The following is a 17,799-nucleotide window of genomic DNA, read 5'->3' as shown; positions in this document are numbered from 1 at the left end:
AAGGGGTTGAAAAACCAAATTAACCCGCCGACCGGGCCTTGTCCATGAGTTTATGGCGGTGGCGGCAGTCAGATCTGTTGGCGATTGCCACTATTTCAGAGAGCAAATGGGATGGTTTGCGGTGAAACTGCCACTTTAATGAAGGGTGTCAGCATTTATCTCTAAGGCGGGGAGGTAAAATGATGCGCCCGGCGATGCCGGGCGCAGGGGAGATGCCTATTTCTGCCGGTCCTGCTCGTCAGGTTCGGCCAGCCAGACCTGCTGCTCCGGGTCAGTCTCTTCACTGACCGAGATGCTAATACCCATGTCCAGCAGCTCCTTCAGGGTGAGGCTGTCGGCCAGGTTCATGGACTCGCCGTTTTCGTTGGTAAAGCGCATGGTTGTCACTCCTTGATTGCCGCCGTGGCCTATCAAGTCTAGTCAAAGGCCCCGCTCGGTTGCCAGCCAGGCGGCTCCACTTCCCTCTTGCGCCCCCAGATCACACAACCGTTCACTCACCTCTTCGGGAAACTGGGTCTGCTGCCACAGACGCCGGGAGAGGCTCTCGAGGGGCTCATCGGCGCCCGCAACCAACCACTGGGCCAGAGCCTGAGCCACATTGGGCCAGGTGACTCGACCGGGCCCCTCTTCGTCGAGCCAGCGCCGCAGGGCGTTGGCATCCAGGCTGTCCATCAGGGTGGCCAATCCCATCAACTCCAGGCTGCGCCCATTGGTCAGCTGCTCGAACTGCCCATACAGGGGCTTGACCAAGAGCTTCTTGCCCAGGGAAAGCGCCTCGCTGGCCAGCTCGAAGCCGGCGTTGCTGATGACACCGCGACACCCCCGCAGGACATCGATGAATCCCGTGCGCGAGGGAGGACGAAACTCGATGTTGCGCCACTGATATGGCTCCTGCACGTCGGGGTGAAAACAGACGAAGCGATGCAGGGTGAAGCGGGAGAGGAGATCCTGGATCTGCGCCCTCCCCTCGAAGGGGAGGTAAACCAACATGGCGCCGTTATCTGCCAGGCCCTGCAGCGGATCTATGATGGGCGGCAGCAGCGGCGCCCCGAAGTGGAACCAGTGCAACCCTATCTGGCGCTGCACGGGGGCAAAGTGCCGCATCAGCCAGCGGTTGAAACCACTCTCGCCCCAACGGGGCACCGGCCACTCGAAGCTGGCCTGATGGCTGATCCCGAGACTCGGACAACCGGCCCGCTTGGCCGCATAGGCGGTCAGGGGTTCGAAGTCGCTCACCACCAGATCGTAGCCACGGCAGTCGATGGCCGAGAGATCGCGCCAGAAGGCCACGGGGTGGCTGGCGGCCAGGGTCCGCAGGGTAGAGACGCTGCCGTTATGGCTGGCGAAGGTGAGACCGGCGAAGGCACGGTAGTCGCCGAAGGCTTCCATGTCGAAATAGCCGCCCGGATCGCGGCCGCTCAAGATGTAGTCCACCTGTACACCCGATCCCGCCAAGGCTCGCGCCAGCGTGCGAGAGCGCGCGATATGCCCGTTCCCCGTTCCCTGCACCCCGAACAGAATACGCATCATGCCCACTCCAGTGCGAGACGCGCGCAACCGCTACCGAGCAAGGCACCGGCCAGCAGATCGCTCGGGTAGTGCACCCCCAGCAGCAGCCGCGAGGCACCGACTAATGCCGCCCACACCAGCAGGGGGAGCAGCAGGGAGGAGTAGAGACTCCCCAGTACCACGGCCACCAGGAAGGCGGCGGCGGTATGGCCTGAAGGCAGGCTGTAACGATCAGAGGGGGTGATGAAGACGGGCAGGCCTGCCGGGCGCCGGCGCCGGATCAGGTTCTTGAGGAGCAGATAGCAGGGCAGTTCGAGGGCGAAGGCGAGCAGCAGCACCCGTACCCAATGCCAGTGGCTCTCAGCGTCGCTCCACAGCGCCGCGGCCGCCACCAGGGCATAGAGAGGACCATCACCGGTGTGCGACACCAGCCGACTGATCCGGGCCTGGACCCGGTTGTAGGAGTGAGTGAGACAGAGGCGACTCACCCGCTCGTCCCAGCGTTGTACCCGGTTCATATCCAGCCCTCCCTGTCGACGATGAGAGCAGCATGACGAGCGCAGATGACAGTTCGTTGAAGAGGGGATAACAGAATGATGAAAGGGCCCGCAGGCCCTTTCATGGAGACTCAGTGAGCGGCGCCGCCGCGCAACCCGGACGAGATGAGGCGACAGTTGTGCTGTGCCAGACGGGACATGAACCCCTCATCCATGGTGACCCCAAACACCTTCTCGTACATCTCGCGCATCATCAGCGGCTGCCACATCAGGTTGAGGAAGGAGAGTCGCAGCAGGACCGGATCCAGGGACTGATCCAGCTCACCCTTGGCCTCCATCTGCTCGATAAGCTGGTCGAACTGGGGCAGCTGGCGGCTGATCAGCTGGTTGAGCACAAACTCCCGGCCCGGGCTGCTCTCGGCCGCGAGGGCGCTGGTCAGTGTGGTATTGAGCTCCCCTTCCGGCCCCATCACCTGATAGTGGGTAGCGACCAGCTCTTCGAGGCTGCGCTGGGTGCATTCATCGCGCCATACCTGATCGAGCGGCTCGGTCAGTTCGCCCAGCACGGCCTGATAGAGCCCTTCCTTGCTGCCGAAGTAGTAGTGGATCATGGCCAGATTGGAGCCCGCCAGCTCGGCGATCTCACGAGTAGTCACCTTGCTGTAGGGCTGATGACGAAAGCACTCGCGAGCGGCAGAAAGCAACTTATCGCGGATGTCAGAACGTCCGACCGGACGACCAGGTCTGCGTTTTTCCATCGTGGAACCTCAATTTTCTGGATATGGGCCGCCAGTCGATCTCGTTACAAGATCCCCGGAAGGCAGCAGGAATGGCCGCATAATCGTGGTAACAGCGAGGATGGAACAAGGAAATTTGCACTCCTTTACAATTCGATTAAATAACTGCCCCCGTTCACACCACCGGATAGCGGTTGACACAGACCCATATTCTCGATATTGCTAAAAGCGTTTTCGACCAAGGATTGAATCCGTGATGCGTATTGCCACCCCGCTACTACTACTTTCCCTAATCGCGTTCATTCGCGCGGGATCCTTGTAGCCGGGCCTCAGGCATAACCGGAATTTACAAAAACCCGTGCGTCCCGCACGGGTTTTTTTATCGCCGCAGCAGGACGCACACACCAGCCAAAGGAAGAGGTAAGCGACATGTCTAATCGGGTCATCATCTTCGACACCACACTGCGTGACGGTGAGCAGGCCCTGGCGGCCAGCCTGACGGTCAAGGAGAAGCTGCAAATCGCCCAGGCCCTGGAACGCCTCGGCGTCGACGTGATGGAAGTGGGCTTCCCGGTCTCCTCCCCCGGTGATTTCCAGTCAGTGCAGACCATAGCCCGTCACATCAAGAACAGCCGCGTCTGCGCCCTGGCCCGCGCCCTGCCCAACGACATCGACGCCGCCGGCGAGGCCCTCAGGGTGGCCGAGGCCTTCCGCATCCACACCTTCATCTCCACCTCTTCCATCCACGTGGAGAGCAAGCTCAAGAAGCGTTTCGAAGACGTGCTGGAGATGGGCGTCGGGGCCATCAAGCATGCCCTGCGCTACACCGATGACGTGGAGTTCTCCTGCGAAGACGCAGGCCGCACCCCGATCGACAACCTCTGCCGCATGGTCGAGGCCGCCATCAAGGCCGGCGCCCGCACCATCAACATTCCCGACACCGTCGGCTACACGGTCCCGACCGAGTTTTCCGGCATCATCCAGACCCTGTTCAACCGGGTGCCCAACATCGACCAGGCCATCATCTCGGTGCACTGCCACGACGATCTGGGGCTGTCGGTGGCCAACTCCATCGGTGCCGTGCAGATGGGGGCCCGCCAGATCGAGTGCACCATCAACGGCATCGGCGAGCGGGCCGGCAACTGCTCACTGGAAGAGGTGGCAATGATCCTCAAGACCCGCGCCGACATCCTGGGGCTCGAGACCAACATCCGCCACGGCGAGATCCATCGCACCAGCACCCTCGTCAGCCAGCTGTGCAACATGCCGGTGCAGCCCAACAAGGCCATCGTCGGGGCCAACGCCTTCTCCCACAGCTCCGGCATTCATCAGGACGGCGTGCTCAAGGCGAAAAACACCTATGAGATCATCACCCCGGAGAGCATCGGCCTCACCCAGAACAACCTCAACATGACCTCGCGCTCCGGCCGCCACGTCATCAAACACCGCATGGAGCAGATGGGCTACGACGAGAGCAGCTACAGCCTCGACGATCTCTACGCCAAGTTCCTCATCCTGGCCGACAAGAAGGGGCAGGTGTTCGATTACGACCTGGAGGCACTCGCCTTCTTCAGCCAGATCCACGAGGAGCCCGAGCACTTCAAGCTGGAGTATCTGGGCGTACAGAGCGGCAGCTCTGTGATGGCCACTGCCTCGGTCAAACTCAGGGTGGGTGACGAGCTGGTGAGTGAAGCCGCCACCGGCAACGGCCCGGTCGACGCCGTCTACCAGTGCATCAACCGCATCACCGGCTACGAGATCCACATCGACAAGTACGCCCTCAAAGCTAAGGGCGAGGGGGAAGACGCCCTCGGCCAGGTCGACATCGTCGCCGAGTACAAGGGACGCAAGTTCCACGGCATGGGCCTGGCCACCGACATCATAGAGTCGTCGGCCCACGCCCTGCTCCACGTCATCAACAGCATCTGGCGCGCCGATCAGGTGGCCGAGCAGATGGAACGCAACAACAAGATCAAGACGGAGACTGTGTAAACATGACGAGCTATCGGATCGCGGTATTACCGGGGGACGGCATTGGCCCCGAGGTGATGGCCGAAGCCATCAAGGTGTTGGAGAAGGTTCAGGCCAGGTTTGGTTTCCGCCTGGAGTACAGCTGGCACGACGTGGGCGGCATCGCCATCGACAACCACGGCACCCCGCTGCCCCACGGCACCATAGCCGGCTGCGAGGCGGCCGACGCCGTGCTGTTTGGCTCGGTGGGTGGCCCCAAGTGGGAGCATCTTCCCCCCAACGATCAGCCGGAGCGCGGCGCCCTGTTGCCCCTGCGCGCCCACTTCAAGCTCTTCTCCAACCTGCGTCCGGCCCGTCTCTACACCGGCCTCGAGCACTTCTCACCCCTGCGCGCCGACATCTCGGATCGCGGCTTTGACATCCTCTGCGTGCGCGAGCTGACCGGCGGCATCTACTTCGGTCAGCCCAAGGGCCGCGAGGGAGAAGGCGCCACCGAGAAGGCCTTCGACACCGAGGTCTACCACCGCTTCGAGATCGAGCGCATCGCCCGCCTCGCCTTCAACGCCGCCCGAGGCCGCCGTGGCAAGGTGACCTCCATCGACAAGGCCAATGTGCTGGCTTCCTCCGTGCTGTGGCGCGAGGTGGTCAACCAGGTGGCCAAGGAGTTCCCGGACGTGGCGGTGAGCCACATGTACATCGACAACGCCACCATGCAGCTCATCAAGGACCCGGCCCAGTTTGACGTGCTGCTCTGCTCCAACCTGTTTGGCGACATCCTCTCCGACGAGTGCGCCATGATCACCGGCTCCATGGGGCTGCTCCCCTCCGCCAGCATGAGCGAGTCGGGCTTCGGCCTCTACGAGCCGGCCGGTGGCTCGGCGCCGGACATCGCCGGCAAGGGCATCGCCAACCCCATCGCCCAGATCCTCTCTGCCGCCCTGTTGCTGCGCCACAGCCTGGGACAACGCGAGGCGGCCGACGCCATCGAGCAGGCGGTCGCCCAGACCCTGGCCGACGGCTGGTTCACCGGCGATCTGCACAGCGACAGCGCCAGTCACCCGGTGCAGAGCACGGCCGAGATGGGCAGCCGCATCGCCGCCAACATCTGAGCGCAGACCACATAACAAGGACACAGAGCAATGGCCAAAACCCTTTACCAGAAAGTCTTCGACGCCCACGTGGTGCGCGAGGCGGACGGCGAAACGCCCCTCATCTACATCGACCGCCACCTGGTGCACGAGGTGACCAGCCCGCAGGCCTTCGACGGTCTGCGCGCCATGAACCGTCCGCTGCGTCGCCCGGATCTCACCTGGGCCACCATGGATCACAACGTCTCCACCACCACCAAGGACATCGCCGCCTCCGGCGAGATGGCCCGCATCCAGATGGAAACCTTGGCCGCCAACTGCAAGGAGTTCGGGGTTCGCCTCTACGATCTCAACCACCAGTACCAGGGCATAGTCCATGTGATGGGGCCCGAGCTCGGCATCACCCTTCCCGGCACCACCATCGTCTGCGGTGACTCCCACACCGCCACCCACGGTGCCTTCGGGGCCCTGGCCTTTGGCATCGGCACCTCCGAGGTGGAACACGTGATGGCCACCCAGACCCTGAAACAGGGCCGTGCCAAGACCATGCGCATCACGGTGCGTGGCCAGCTGGCCGAGGGCATCAGCGCCAAGGACGTGGTGCTGGCCATCATCGGCAAGGTCGGCCATGCCGGCGGTACCGGCTATGTGGTGGAATTCGCCGGTGAGGCCATCGAAGGGCTCACCATGGAAGGGCGCATGACGGTCTGCAACATGGCCATCGAGCTCGGCGCCAAGGCCGGCATGATAGCCCCCGACCAGACCACCATCGACTACATTCGCGGCAAGGTGTTCGCCCCCCAGGGCGAGGCACTGGAGCAGGCCATCCACTACTGGCAGAGCCTCAAGAGCGATGCCGATGCCACCTTCGATGCCGAAGTGGTATTGGACGCGGCCGACATAGCGCCGCAGGTGACCTGGGGCACCAACCCGGGCCAGGTGATCGACGTCAACGCCCCGATCCCTTCCCCCGATAGCTTTGACGATCTCATCGAGCAGCAGTCTGCCCGCAAGGCGCTGGAATACATGGGGCTGAGCGCCGGCCAGAGACTCACCGAGGTGGCCATCGACAAGGTGTTTATCGGCTCTTGCACCAACAGCCGCATCGAGGATCTGCGTGCCGCCGCCGCCATCGCCCGTGGGCGCAAGGTCGCCGCCGGAGTACAAGCCCTGGTGGTCCCCGGCTCGGAGCAGGTGAAGGCCCAGGCGGAGGCCGAGGGCCTCGACGCCATCTTCCTCGAGGCCGGTTTCGAGTGGCGTCTGCCGGGGTGTTCCATGTGCCTGGCCATGAACAACGACCGCCTGCAACCGGGCGAGCGCTGCGCCTCCACCAGCAACCGTAACTTCGAAGGGCGCCAAGGGCGTGCCGGCCGCACTCATCTGGTCAGCCCGGCCATGGCCGCCGCGGCCGCCGTGACCGGCCACTTCACCGATATCCGCACCCTGTAAGGAGAGAGCGATGACTGGATTTACCCAACACACGGGTCTCGCCGCGCCCCTGGACCACGCCAACGTGGACACCGACGCCATCATCCCCAAGCAGTTCCTGCAGAAGGTGAACCGCACCGGTTTTGGCAAGCACCTGTTCCACGACTGGCGCTTCCTCGATGACGCCGGGCAGCAGCCCAACCCCGAGTTCGTGCTGAACCAACCCCGTTTCGCCGGTGCCAGCATACTGTTGGCGCGCGAGAACTTCGGCTGTGGCTCGAGCCGCGAACACGCGCCCTGGGCGTTGGCGGACTTCGGCTTCAAGGCGATGATAGCCCCGAGCTTTGCCGACATCTTCTACGGCAACGCCATCAACAACGGCATGGTGCCGGTACGCCTGAAGGAGGAGGAGGTCGACGCCCTGTTCCAGCTGGTCGCCGCCCACCCGGGCCAGACCATTACGGTGGATCTGGAAACCTGCCAGGTGCGCGCCGGGGATCTCTGCTTTGGCTTCGAGATCGACCCCTTCCGCCGCCACTGCCTGCTCAACGGCCTGGACAGTATCGGTCTGACCCTGCAACACGACGACGCCATCAGGGCATACGAGGCCAAACAGCCCGCCTGGCTCTGAGACCGGCCGACACACTAGAATGGGAGCGTTTGCTCCCATTTTTTATGGATGACCCATGCGCCTGCTCCCCCTGCTTTGCCTCTTGCCCCTGCTCGCCACGGCCAAACAACTCTCCTTCACCCGCCAGGGGGAAGAGGTGCGGGTGCGCTGGGAGCAAGGCCAGGAGGCAAAGAGCCTGAGCTACCAGCTGGCCCCGGGCAAGATCCCCCCCCTCATCGCCTTCCCCCCCGAGCGGTTTCGCCGCGAGATACTGCAGAGCCTGCTACAACAGGGGCAGACCCGGTTTCCTACCGTCTCGTTTCGGCTGGGGCGGGACGGGGAGCTCAACCTGTCGGCTCGCAGCCAGGAGGGTGTCAACCAGGCGATGGACTGGCTCAACAAGACTCGCCCCGAGCTCGAGCAGGCCTGGCTCACCCGTTACTACTTTCAGCCCTTCACCGATCCGGCCGGCGCCGAGGCGGTCAAACAGGATCATGTGCGCATCGCCCTGGAGAGCCGCGACGAGCTGGCCCCCCTCGCGAGCCAGCTCAAGCAGGAGGGGGGCGATGAGATGGCGGCCAGGCGCAAGAGTGCCGAGACGGTGCTCGCCTTCGTTCAGGCCATCCCCTATGCCCTGCTCGACAACAATGGCGTACGCGGCGGCCGCGGCTTCTTGAGCCCGCGTCAGGTGCTGCTACAAAACCGCGGTGACTGTGACAGCAAGGTGACCCTGATGGCCGCCCTGCTCGGCCAGATCCACCCAGAACTCAAACAGTTGATGATCTTTACGCCGGATCACGCCCTGCTGGGCCTGGCCCTGCCTGCGGGTGCCGGGGAGCAGAAGCTGGAATGGGAGGGAGAGAGTTATCTGCTGATGGAGCCGACAGGCCCGGCCGAGCTGCCCATCGGGCAGTTGGCACGGACCAGCCAGGTGATGGTAGAGAGCGGGCAATTTCGTGCCCAGCCGGTTCAGGCGACGGTGACGAACTCCACCGCCAGTCGGTAGCCCCCCTCTTCGTCTGTGATACGGATGATACGCGCCTCCGCTGCGAAGGGGGGCAGCAGATTACTTGAGGTCGCGAGGTTGACCCTGACGGGCTCGTCGGGATTTATCTGATCCGTCTCGATAAAGATCCCCATGCCGTTGGCGCTCAGATCCCGGCAGATGCCGGTCAGGTGTTGCGCCCCCTGGTGCAAGGACACTGGCGCATTGATGACCATACGCTGAAATGCCCTTCTCTCCCTGCTCGAATCGATCACGCTCACTCCTCCATTTGTTCTGGCTCACCCCATCAAACGTTAATACAATGTGCCGCGTCGCTCAAACGGGGTGCAGTCACCTGCTGAGATTATACCCGTCGACCTGATCCAGATAATGCTGGCGGAGGAATTTGAGGCACGGCGCTCACTTTGCGCCCCCATCCGTCGGCTCCTGACAAGGAGTTTCCCCATGATTCGTTCTGCCCTGGCCGCTCTGGCCCTACTCTCGACCCCTCTCATGGCCGAGACCCTGACCGTCTACACCTACGACTCCTTCACCGCCGACTGGGGGCCGGGCCCCAAGATCAAGCAGGCGTTCGAGAAGGAGTGCGGCTGTACCCTCAACTTCGTGGCGCTGGAAGACGGGGTGGCCATCCTCAACCGGCTTCGCCTCGAGGGGAAACACGGCAAGGCCGACCTGGTGCTGGGGCTCGACGATGGCCTCATCGCCGAGGCGCGCCAGAGTGGCCTGTTCGCGCCACACCAGGCCGATCTCACCCCGCTGACCCTGCCTGGCGGCTGGCAGGATGATACCTTCCTCCCCTACGACTACGGCTGGTTCGCCTTCGTCTACGACGGTAGCAAGCTCAAGAACCCGCCGACCAGCATGAAGGCCCTGCTCGAGCGGGACGATCTCAAGGTGATCTACCAGGATCCGCGCACCTCTACCCCGGGCCAGGGGCTGATGCTCTGGATGAAGTCCCTCTACGGGGATCAGGCCGCCAGCCAGTGGCAGAAACTGGCCGCCAAGACGGTCACCGTCACCAAGGGGTGGTCAGAGGCCTATGGCATGTTCCTCAAGGGAGAGGCTGACATGGTGCTCTCCTACACCAGCTCACCGGCCTATCACCGCATCGCCGAGAACCAGCAGCAATACCACGCCGCCATGTTCGACGAGGGACACTACCGCCAGGTGGAAGTGGTAGCCCGGCTGGCCAGCAGCCAGCAGCCTGAGCTGGCGAAGCGCTTCCTCAACTTCGTGCTGACGCCGGCCTTCCAGGAGGCGGTGGCCACCGGTAACTGGATGTACCCGGTGACCCAGGCCACCCTGCCAGGGCCCTTCGCCACCCTGCCTACCCCGGCCAACACCCTCAGCATAGCCCCGGCCAAGGTAGCCGAGGAGCGCAAGGGATGGATCCGTGAGTGGTTGCAGGCCGTCACCCGCTGATGCGCCGTCTCTGGTGGCTGCCGGGGAGCCTCTCCGGTAGTCTGATCCTGTTGCTGGGTTTGGCCCCTCTCGGGGCCCTCTTGTGGCAGGCGGGGGAGCTCACTCCCCTGGCGCTGCTGCAAGACCCTTACCTGCGCCATGTGCTGATCTTCAGTCTGAGTCAGGCGGCCCTCTCTACCGTGCTCAGCCTGGGGCTGGCCATCCCCCTGGCTCGCGCCCTGTCGCGCCGCCACTTTCCGGGGCGGCACCTGCTCATCAAGCTGTTTGGCCTCTCGCTGGTGCTGCCCGTCATCATCGCCATCTTCGGCATAGTGACGGTACACGGCCAGCAGGGCTGGATCGCCTCGCTGCTGCGCCACGCCGGCATCGAGGTGGGCAACTACCTCTACGGCCTCACCGGCATACTGCTGGCTCACGTCTTCTTCAATATGCCCCTGGCGGCGCGCCTGTTGCTGCAGGCCATCGAGGGGATCCCCGACTCGAGCTGGCGGCTGGCCAGCCAGCTGGGACTGAACTCGGGCCAGCTGCTTCGGGTACTGGAGTGGCCCGTGATGCGCGCCCATCTACCCGGGCTCGCCAGCCTCATCTTCATGCTCTGCTTCACCAGCTTCACGACCGTGCTGGCCCTCGGCGGTGGACCCAAGTCGACTACGCTGGAGGTGGCCATCTATCAGGCCCTGCGCCTCGACTTCGATCTGGCGACGGCGGGCTCCCTGGCCCTGCTGCAACTGATCCTGAGCGGCCTGATCCTGTGGGGTCAGCACAAGCTGCAACGCTCGACACCGAGCCGGATCGCGCCGGGTCGCCGGGCCGAGCGCCCGGATCGCCACCACTGGCAGACCCGGCTCTGCGACACCCTGACCCTGGCCCTGGCCATCGGGATCTTTCTGCCCCCCTTGCTCGCCATCATAGGTGCCGGGTTGAACCCTGAGCTGCTGACGTCGCTCGCCAGCGAGCGCCTCTGGCAGGCAACCCTCCTCTCTTTGCAGATCGCCTTGCTGGCCGGCCTGCTGGCGCTGCTGCTGGGGGGCGGTTTGCTGCTCACCAGCCGCCACCTGAAGCTGCGTCGTCGCGAGCGCCGTCATGCGGCCCTGTGGGAGGCGAGCGGTTCGCTGATCCTGATGCTGCCGGCCGTGGTGATGAGCACAGGTCTCTTCATCCTGTTCATGCCCTGGGTCGATGTCTTCGCCATCGCCCCCTGGCTGGTGATCCTGGTCAATGCCCTGATGGCGCTCCCCTATGTGATCCGCACCCTGTCCGGCCCCATGCAGCTGGTGGCGCGCCAGTACGATCGCCTGGGCGACAGCCTGGGTGTGCTCGGCTGGTCACGCCTGCGCCTCATCGAGTGGCCCCTGCTGCGCCGTCCAATGGCCCTGGCGTTGGCCCTGGCCATGACCCTCTCCCTCGGGGATCTCGGGGCCATCGCCCTGTTTGGCAGCAGCGAGATGGCGACCCTGCCCTGGCTGCTCTATCAGCAGCTCGGCAGCTATCAGCTGGGGCCTGCCGCCGCCACGGCCCTGCTGCTGCTGCTCCTGTGCCTGGCCCTGTTTGTGCTGACCGAGCGCGTTCTTGGAGGTAAAGATGCTCATTCTGGATAACCTGACGGCCCGCTACCCGGACTGGAGCGTCACCTTCTCCACCCGGCTTGAGGCCGGAGAGATAGTCGCCCTGATAGGGCGCAGCGGCGCCGGCAAGTCGACCCTGCTCGGTATGCTGGCGGGCTTTGTGCCTGTCACCGCCGGGCAGTTCACCTTCGCCGGCCGCGACCTCTTGCCTCTGACACCGGCCGAACGTCCCGTGACCACCCTGTTCCAGGATCACAACCTGTTCTTGCACCTGACGGTGCACGACAACATCGCCATCGGCCTGCACCCGGGTCTGCGCCTGAGCGCAGAGCAGCGAGAGCAGGTCACCCGAGCCGCCGCACGAGTGGGGCTTGAAGCCATGCTGGACCGCCTGCCCGAGCAGCTCTCCGGTGGCCAGCAGCAGCGCGTCGCCCTGGCCCGTGCTCTGGTGCGTGATCGCCCTCTGCTGCTGCTCGACGAGCCCTTCTCGGCCCTGGACCCAGCCCTGCGCCGGGAAATGCTGGGGGAGGTTGTGCAGCTGGCTCGCAGCCGTGGCACCACTGTGCTGATGGTCTCTCACAACCCGGAGGATGCCGAGCTTATCGCCGACCGTCTGCTCTTCATCGATGAGGGACGTATCGCCTTCGACGGTACGCCCCGGGCCCTGACCACCCCCCCCCTGCCTGCCCTGGCCGCCTATCTGGGCAAACACCCATAGAGAAGGGGAGCCTGGGCTCCCCTTCTCGCTCACCGTCAGGTGGTCGCGCTTTACAGATTCTCTTCGGCGAAAGAGGCGAGGCGACTTCGCACCACGCCGTTGAGGTAGACGTTGGCACTCCCCTCGAAGTCTTTGAATCGCTCGACGATATAGGTGAGACCCGAGGTAACCGGACTGAGGTAACTGGAATCGATCTGCGCCAGGTTACCCGAGCAGACGATCTTGGTCCCCTCACCACAGCGGGTGATGATGGTCTTGATCTGGGAGGCGGTCAGGTTCTGGCACTCGTCCAGCAGCACGAAGGTGTTCTGGATGCTGCGCCCACGCATGAAGTTGACCGATTTGAACTGGATATTAGCCTTCTCCATGATGTAGCTGAGCGATCCGCTCATGTTCTCATCCTGCTTGTGCAGCACCTCCAGAGTGTCCGTGATGGCCGCCAACCAGGGCATCATCTTCTCTTCCTCGGTACCGGGCAGGAAGCCGATGCTCTCGGCGATCTCGGGAGTATTACGGGTGACGATGATCTTGTCGTAGATCCCCTTCTCGATGACCAGCTCGAGCGCCGCCGCCATCGCCAGCAGGGTCTTGCCGCAGCCGGCAGGCCCGGTCAGGATCACCAGATCGATATGGGGATCGAGCAGGGCATCGAGGGCCATCCCCTGATAGACGTTCTTGGGGTGTACTCCCCAGGCCTTGCGCGACATCAGACGGTCACGGCTGATATCCCGCAGGCGAATCTTGCCCCCTTCATGGCTGAGCACGCGCGCCGCGAAGAACTGCTCTTCGTCGACAAGATACTGATTCACATGCACCGGCTCGAGCAGATGCTCATCAATGACGTGCACCGTCTCACGGCCATGGGTCTCGCTCTCGCACTCTCCGACCCGCTCCCAGAAGCTGCCAGACACCACCTGAAAGCCCTTGGCCAGCAGGCGAATATCGTCGATCAACTGGTCGCTGCGATAGTCCTCCACATGAGCCAGCCCCGCCCCCTTGGCCTTGAGGCGCATGTTGATGTCCTTGGTCACCAACACCACCTGGCGTTTGTGCTCATGCTTTTGCAGGTAGAGAGCCGCATTGATGATGCGGTTGTCGGCCTCCTTGTTGGTGAAGAGCTCCTCATCCTGCGGCAGATGGTGATCGCTGAAGATAGAGATACTCCCCGTCGCCTCTCCCGCCAGCGCCACCCCTTGGGCAATCTGCTCGGGCGTGGCACTGCGGAACACATCCTCCAGCGCCCGGATGGCGACGCGGGCATCCCGGCTGACATCCTTGTGGCGGTCCTTGATGTTGTCGAGCTCTTCGAGCACCGTCATGGGGATGAGCACGTCGTGCTCTTTGAAGGAGTAGATAGAAAGGGGTTCGTGCAAGAGTACGTTGGTGTCCAGGATAAACAGCTTCCGGTCGGTGTTATCCATAAGCATCCTCCTTGGCCAAGAGGCCATGCGGTATAGTCCAGATGACATTAAAACCACACCGGCATGACACTTCTATTACCCCTCACGCTACGCCCGATTTAACCGTGGTGCAACATGGCGGTGCTCAGGCGTTCGAGAAACGCGCATTCAGCCACACTTTGAATCACCACAATTGAGGCAGGTCATGCAGCCATCTTGCAGCACGAGCGCCTGGTAATGGCACTTGGGGCAGAGGCTGGCCGAGGGGGGAAACCCTGTAGCGGCATCATACTTTTCAGCCAGATATGCCTTCTGAGCCGAGTCCGTCTCGGGAGACGCCAGCATACCAATCTCGATCAGATGGGTTTCGATCACGTTGCCAATACCGGCGATCAGGGAGGGAACGTAACGACCGTGATCCCAGTATCCGCCCTTGGGATCGAAGACGCTGCGCAGCTCTTCGACCAGAAAAGTCACATCACCCCCCTTGCGAAAAACCGCCGAGATGATGCGGGTAAGGGCCACGATCCACTGGTGATGCTCGAGACTCTTGGTGTTGATAAAGATCTCGAAGGGGCGCCGGATCTCGTGCTCGCTCCCCTCGTTGAGCACCATGTCGTTGATAGTGATAAAGAGGGAGTGCTCGCAGACGTGTTGCGGGGTCTTGAGCTTGTAGGTGGTGCCGGTCAGACGCTCGGGACGTATTACTGTCTCGTGCATCTGGATGGGGGCCGGAGCGCTCTCGGGCGGCACGACCCGATAGGCCACTATCTTGCTGTCGATCTTCCTTGCCATCGAGCCCTCCTTAAAGCTTGCCGTAGTAGCCCTCTTTCAGGGCATCAAACAAATTGGCCGCCGTATGCAGCTCACCGTCGTACTCCAGCTCCTCGTTACCCTGGACGGTAACCAGCGAGCCATCCTCCAGGGTGAATTCATAACGGGTCGCCGCGAGATCCGCCTCCCGCACCAGCACTCCCTGAAACGCCGCCGGATTGAATCGAAAGGTGGTACACCCCTTGAGCCCGGCCTCCACCGCCTCGAGGTAGATGGCCTTGAAGGCGTCGAAGGGGTAATCCGTCGGCACATTGGCGGTCTTGGAGATGGAGGAGTCGACCCAGCGCTGGGCCGCGGCCTGCATCCTTACATGCTGCGTCGGCGTGACCTGTTCGGCTGTCACGAACCAGTCGGGCAGACCTGATTCGGGTGTGGCATTCGAATCGACCAGAGCACGGTAAGCCAGCAGTTCGAAGGAGTAGACGTCGACGCTCTCCTTGCTCTTGCGCCCGGGTCGGATCAGGTTGCGCCGGTAGTGATGGGCAAAGCTCGGCTCTATGCCATTACTGGCGTTGTTGGCCAGCGAAAGGGAGATGGTCCCCGTCGGCGCTATGCTGCTGTGATGGGTAAAGCGCCCTCCCACCCTCGCCAGTTCATCGACGAGCTCGGGCTCCACACTGGCCAGCTGCTGCATGTAGCGGCTGTAACGGGCGTGCAGCACCTTCCCCTTCACCCTGTCGCCGACCTTGAGTCCATCTTTCGCCATCTCTGGTCTAAGCCTCAGCAGTCGGGGTGTTACCTCAAACTCCTCCTCCATCACGGGTGCAGGGCCCTTCTCTTTGGCCAGCTCCAGCGCCGCCTTCCAACCGGTCAGCGCCAACACGTACGCCACCCGCTCGGTGAAGGCGATGGCATCGGGGGATCCGTAGGCCAGCCGTAATTGGGCCAGGGCGGAGCCCAGGCCAAGAAATCCCATACCATGACGCCGTTTGCGCCGCAGCTCTTCGCGCTGCTCGGGCAGCGGCAAACCACTGATCTCCACTACGTTGTCGAGCATGCGGGTAAAGAGTGCGATCACACGGGTAAACCGATCCCAGTCGAACCGAGCCTGCTGGCCGAAAGAGCCCAGCACGAAGCCCGTCAAATTGATGGAGCCCAGCAGGCAAGCGCCATAAGGGGGAAGAGGCTGCTCCCCACAGGGATTGGTAGCCCGGATCGATTCGCAGAACCAGTTGTTGTTCATCTCGTTGACCCGATCGATCAGAATGAACCCAGGCTCACCATAGTCGTAGGTAGAAGCCATGATGAGATCCCACACACGACGAGCCGGCAGGGTACGATAGACACGGCACGCCACCTTCCCCTCCTCGTTGTGAACGCCTTCCCGCGTTGGCCAGTCGGTCCACACCACCTGAGCGGCGTCTTCCAAAGCGACCCCCTCACTCTTCAGCTGAGCCTCAGACCAAGGGAAGATCAGCGCCCACTCCCGATCCTCTCGCACCGCGTCGATAAACGCCTCTGTGATCAGCAAGGAGAGGTTGAACTGACGCAGCCGCCCATCCTCACGCTTGGCCCGGATGAAGTCGATCACATCGGGATGACGCACGTCCATCACCCCCATCTGGGCTCCGCGTCGCCCACCCGCCGAGGAGATGGTCGAGCACATCTTGTCGAAGATATCCATGAATGAGAGAGGGCCCGAGGTAGCGGCCCCGGCGTCCGAAACGGGGGCGCCTTTGGGCCTCAGGGTCGAGAAGTCATAACCGATGCCACAACCGGCCTTGAGAGTAAGGCCGGCCTCTCGCACCTTGGCCAGGATGTCATCCATCGAATCTTCTATGGTGCCGGAGACGGTGCAGTTAATGGTGGAGGTGGCCGGCTTGTAGGCCAGCGCATCGGCATTGGAGAGGATCCTTCCTGCCGGTATGGCCCCCTGGCGCAATGCCCAGAGAAACTCGGGATACCACTGCTCACTGCGACTCTCTAAAGCGGCCAGGGTTCGGGCAACCCGCTTCAGGGTGTCGTCCGGCGTCTCGTCGATCGGTCTGCCTCCACCATCATGCAGACGATACTTGCTGCGCCAGATATCGAGAGAGGTGGGCTGCAGCGGCAACACCAGCGAGTCGCCATCCGATCGGAGCCTTGTCGTCATACCTGCCTCAACACAAGATGTTGTGCCAATAATAAAAACATAACACAAAATGATGAGTTAACCGGAGGATGCATCACATCCATAAAAAACAAACCCCCGACACAAGGGCCGGGGGTATCAATGTCATCCGCCGCGATCAGGGCTTCTTGACGTAAACGGTGGGCTGCTCACCATTAAGGTCGAGATAGAACTCGTAGACGCCGTCAGCCTCCGGAGAGAACTTCATGTCCTCATACTTGGAGCAAGGGTTTGCCGGAACCGGGGCCCCCCCCAGAGAGGCGACACCATCACTCGGGCTGGCATAACCATAGTTGGTACCGCAGCTCCAGTTTGCATCGGCAAACTTGAACTTGTAGGGAGCCCACTCTTTTTTCAGCGTCCCCTTGGCCATGTAGACTTTGTCGCTGACTTGGACAACCTTGCTCTCATCGAGCGCCTGCCAGTCGTTCATCTCACCGCGCAGGAAAATAGCCTTGCCGCCGAAGTCACCCGTATCGGCAGCCTGATCGCCGTTAGATGCACAACCACCCAATACCAGGGTTCCCGCCGCCAGTATCATCGTTACTGTTTTCTTGAACATCAGTCCTTTCCTCGGATCCTAATTGTTGTTCCTGCCGCTCATATAGCGGTCATGCTATTTAAGCAGAGCCTCACAACATAGAAGGTTAGCGGGGTCACACTCCCTCAACCTCGTTACGGCAGAACAAAAAAGAAACCGATTTCAGACACCTCGGCACTGAAAAGGCCATAAGAAACAGCCCGGTCTTTCGACTGGGCTTCTCTATTCAGTGGCGGAGTGGCAACCGCGCCAGTGGCTGATGTGGAGGGCGCAGCCCGACCTCCTTCAGCCGTCCGGCGCCACCATGTCGCTAAATGAACCAATGCAAAAAGGCCTTCCCGCGTGGGAAGGCCTTCGAAATTA

At 62.5% G+C, this 17,799-nt stretch carries 18 protein-coding genes and 1 riboswitch; of the genes, 8 read left to right on the top strand and 10 right to left on the bottom strand.

Annotated features, from left to right (window positions below; translation table 11 throughout):
• Positions 1–216: 216 nt before the first annotated feature.
• The 4 genes from BN1121_RS19640 to BN1121_RS00785 all read right to left on the bottom strand — a co-directional run bounded on the left by BN1121_RS19640 (position 217) and on the right by BN1121_RS00785 (position 2,764).
• Positions 217–378 carry a hypothetical protein gene (locus BN1121_RS19640; RefSeq protein ID WP_005350725.1) on the bottom strand — a complete coding sequence of 54 codons (162 nt, stop codon included), beginning with the start codon at positions 376–378 and terminating at the stop codon, positions 217–219.
• Between the two features lie 42 nt (positions 379–420).
• Positions 421–1,527, bottom strand: coding sequence for an MJ1255/VC2487 family glycosyltransferase (locus BN1121_RS00795; RefSeq protein WP_005350721.1), 1,107 nt, complete (start codon positions 1,525–1,527; stop codon positions 421–423).
• On the bottom strand, positions 1,527–2,027 hold the full coding sequence (locus BN1121_RS00790) for a phosphatase PAP2 family protein (protein WP_005350719.1): 501 nt from the start codon (positions 2,025–2,027) through the stop codon (positions 1,527–1,529). Before BN1121_RS00790 ends, BN1121_RS00795 begins: the two co-directional genes overlap by 1 nt.
• 110 nt (positions 2,028–2,137) lie before the next feature.
• On the bottom strand, positions 2,138–2,764 hold the full coding sequence (locus tag BN1121_RS00785) for a TetR/AcrR family transcriptional regulator (RefSeq protein ID WP_005350718.1): 627 nt from the start codon (positions 2,762–2,764) through the stop codon (positions 2,138–2,140).
• 408 nt (positions 2,765–3,172) lie between these two features.
• Between BN1121_RS00785 and leuA the strand changes: the two genes are divergently transcribed.
• Genes leuA through BN1121_RS00760 form a run of 5 tightly spaced genes read left to right on the top strand, consistent with a single transcriptional unit; the run spans position 3,173 to position 8,846 of the window.
• Positions 3,173–4,735 carry a 2-isopropylmalate synthase gene (leuA, locus tag BN1121_RS00780; RefSeq protein ID WP_005350717.1) on the top strand — a complete coding sequence of 521 codons (1,563 nt, stop codon included), beginning with the start codon at positions 3,173–3,175 and terminating at the stop codon, positions 4,733–4,735.
• Between the two features lie 2 nt (positions 4,736–4,737).
• Complete coding sequence (gene leuB / locus BN1121_RS00775; protein WP_005350716.1) at positions 4,738–5,823, top strand: 3-isopropylmalate dehydrogenase; 1,086 nt, start codon at positions 4,738–4,740, stop codon at positions 5,821–5,823.
• Between the two features lie 30 nt (positions 5,824–5,853).
• Complete coding sequence (gene leuC, locus BN1121_RS00770; RefSeq protein ID WP_005350715.1) at positions 5,854–7,251, top strand: 3-isopropylmalate dehydratase large subunit; 1,398 nt, start codon at positions 5,854–5,856, stop codon at positions 7,249–7,251.
• 10 nt (positions 7,252–7,261) lie between these two features.
• Positions 7,262–7,861, top strand: a complete 600-nt coding sequence (gene leuD, locus BN1121_RS00765; protein ID WP_005350713.1) for a 3-isopropylmalate dehydratase small subunit — start codon at positions 7,262–7,264, stop codon at positions 7,859–7,861.
• Between the two features lie 55 nt (positions 7,862–7,916).
• On the top strand, positions 7,917–8,846 hold the full coding sequence (locus tag BN1121_RS00760; protein ID WP_005350711.1) for a hypothetical protein: 930 nt from the start codon (positions 7,917–7,919) through the stop codon (positions 8,844–8,846).
• Here the strand turns inward: BN1121_RS00760 and BN1121_RS00755 are convergent.
• Entirely contained in the window at positions 8,810–9,100 is a 291-nt protein-coding gene (locus tag BN1121_RS00755; RefSeq protein ID WP_043157328.1) for a PilZ domain-containing protein, read from the bottom strand. The two genes, BN1121_RS00760 and BN1121_RS00755, sit on opposite strands and share 37 nt — an antisense overlap.
• A 56-nt stretch (positions 9,101–9,156) precedes the next feature.
• Positions 9,157–9,247, top strand: a riboswitch (TPP riboswitch).
• A gap of 43 nt (positions 9,248–9,290) precedes the next feature.
• Here BN1121_RS00755 and thiB point away from each other — a divergent pair.
• The 3 genes from thiB to thiQ are packed head-to-tail and all read left to right on the top strand — an operon-like array spanning position 9,291 to position 12,551.
• Positions 9,291–10,268 (top strand): thiamine ABC transporter substrate binding subunit, encoded by a 978-nt coding sequence (gene thiB / locus BN1121_RS00750; RefSeq protein ID WP_005350707.1) that lies wholly within the window; start codon positions 9,291–9,293, stop codon positions 10,266–10,268.
• Positions 10,268–11,866: a thiamine/thiamine pyrophosphate ABC transporter permease gene (gene thiP / locus BN1121_RS00745; protein WP_043157326.1), complete on the top strand. Its 1,599-nt coding sequence runs from the start codon at positions 10,268–10,270 to the stop codon at positions 11,864–11,866. The genes thiB and thiP overlap by 1 nt, the downstream gene beginning before the upstream one ends.
• Positions 11,850–12,551: a thiamine ABC transporter ATP-binding protein gene (gene thiQ / locus BN1121_RS00740; protein ID WP_005350704.1), complete on the top strand. Its 702-nt coding sequence runs from the start codon at positions 11,850–11,852 to the stop codon at positions 12,549–12,551. Before thiP ends, thiQ begins: the two co-directional genes overlap by 17 nt.
• Before the next feature lie 50 nt (positions 12,552–12,601).
• On the opposite strand, the gene BN1121_RS00735 is transcribed toward thiQ, so the two are convergent.
• From BN1121_RS00735 to BN1121_RS20105, 5 genes are all read right to left on the bottom strand, one after another.
• Positions 12,602–13,972, bottom strand: coding sequence for a PhoH family protein (locus tag BN1121_RS00735; RefSeq protein WP_005350702.1), 1,371 nt, complete (start codon positions 13,970–13,972; stop codon positions 12,602–12,604).
• A gap of 147 nt (positions 13,973–14,119) precedes the next feature.
• On the bottom strand, positions 14,120–14,746 hold the full coding sequence (locus tag BN1121_RS00730) for a TSCPD domain-containing protein (RefSeq protein ID WP_005350697.1): 627 nt from the start codon (positions 14,744–14,746) through the stop codon (positions 14,120–14,122).
• A 10-nt stretch (positions 14,747–14,756) separates the two neighbouring features.
• The gene (locus tag BN1121_RS00725) at positions 14,757–16,877 is read right to left on the bottom strand and encodes an adenosylcobalamin-dependent ribonucleoside-diphosphate reductase (protein ID WP_043157325.1); all 2,121 of its coding nucleotides are present in this window, start codon (positions 16,875–16,877) and stop codon (positions 14,757–14,759) included.
• A 136-nt stretch (positions 16,878–17,013) separates the two neighbouring features.
• Complete coding sequence (locus BN1121_RS00720) at positions 17,014–17,457, bottom strand: early set domain-containing protein (protein ID WP_043596972.1); 444 nt, start codon at positions 17,455–17,457, stop codon at positions 17,014–17,016.
• A gap of 113 nt (positions 17,458–17,570) precedes the next feature.
• On the bottom strand, positions 17,571–17,799 hold a 229-nt coding region (locus BN1121_RS20105; RefSeq protein ID WP_231552979.1), incomplete at its 5' end, for a hypothetical protein.

The sequence above is a fragment of the Aeromonas diversa CDC 2478-85 genome (assembly GCF_000819805.1).
Taxonomy (GTDB): Bacteria; Pseudomonadota; Gammaproteobacteria; order Enterobacterales; family Aeromonadaceae; genus Aeromonas; species Aeromonas diversa.
The sequence above is the reverse complement of the archived record's forward strand: the minus strand, read 5'-3'. Positions and strand labels throughout refer to the sequence as shown.

Coding starts and splice junctions, on each gene's coding strand:
- BN1121_RS19640 (WP_005350725.1), bottom strand. CDS start 378: ATGCGCTTTACCAACGAAAACGGCGAGTCCATGAACCTGGCCGACAGC.
- BN1121_RS00795 (WP_005350721.1), bottom strand. CDS start 1,527: ATGCGTATTCTGTTCGGGGTGCAGGGAACGGGGAACGGGCATATCGCG.
- BN1121_RS00790 (WP_005350719.1), bottom strand. CDS start 2,027: ATGAACCGGGTACAACGCTGGGACGAGCGGGTGAGTCGCCTCTGTCTC.
- BN1121_RS00785 (WP_005350718.1), bottom strand. CDS start 2,764: ATGGAAAAACGCAGACCTGGTCGTCCGGTCGGACGTTCTGACATCCGC.
- leuA (WP_005350717.1), top strand. CDS start 3,173: ATGTCTAATCGGGTCATCATCTTCGACACCACACTGCGTGACGGTGAG.
- leuB (WP_005350716.1), top strand. CDS start 4,738: ATGACGAGCTATCGGATCGCGGTATTACCGGGGGACGGCATTGGCCCC.
- leuC (WP_005350715.1), top strand. CDS start 5,854: ATGGCCAAAACCCTTTACCAGAAAGTCTTCGACGCCCACGTGGTGCGC.
- leuD (WP_005350713.1), top strand. CDS start 7,262: ATGACTGGATTTACCCAACACACGGGTCTCGCCGCGCCCCTGGACCAC.
- BN1121_RS00760 (WP_005350711.1), top strand. CDS start 7,917: ATGCGCCTGCTCCCCCTGCTTTGCCTCTTGCCCCTGCTCGCCACGGCC.
- thiB (WP_005350707.1), top strand. CDS start 9,291: ATGATTCGTTCTGCCCTGGCCGCTCTGGCCCTACTCTCGACCCCTCTC.
- thiP (WP_043157326.1), top strand. CDS start 10,268: ATGCGCCGTCTCTGGTGGCTGCCGGGGAGCCTCTCCGGTAGTCTGATC.
- thiQ (WP_005350704.1), top strand. CDS start 11,850: ATGCTCATTCTGGATAACCTGACGGCCCGCTACCCGGACTGGAGCGTC.
- BN1121_RS00735 (WP_005350702.1), bottom strand. CDS start 13,972: ATGGATAACACCGACCGGAAGCTGTTTATCCTGGACACCAACGTACTC.
- BN1121_RS00730 (WP_005350697.1), bottom strand. CDS start 14,746: ATGGCAAGGAAGATCGACAGCAAGATAGTGGCCTATCGGGTCGTGCCG.
- BN1121_RS00725 (WP_043157325.1), bottom strand. CDS start 16,877: ATGACGACAAGGCTCCGATCGGATGGCGACTCGCTGGTGTTGCCGCTG.
- BN1121_RS00720 (WP_043596972.1), bottom strand. CDS start 17,457: ATGTTCAAGAAAACAGTAACGATGATACTGGCGGCGGGAACCCTGGTA.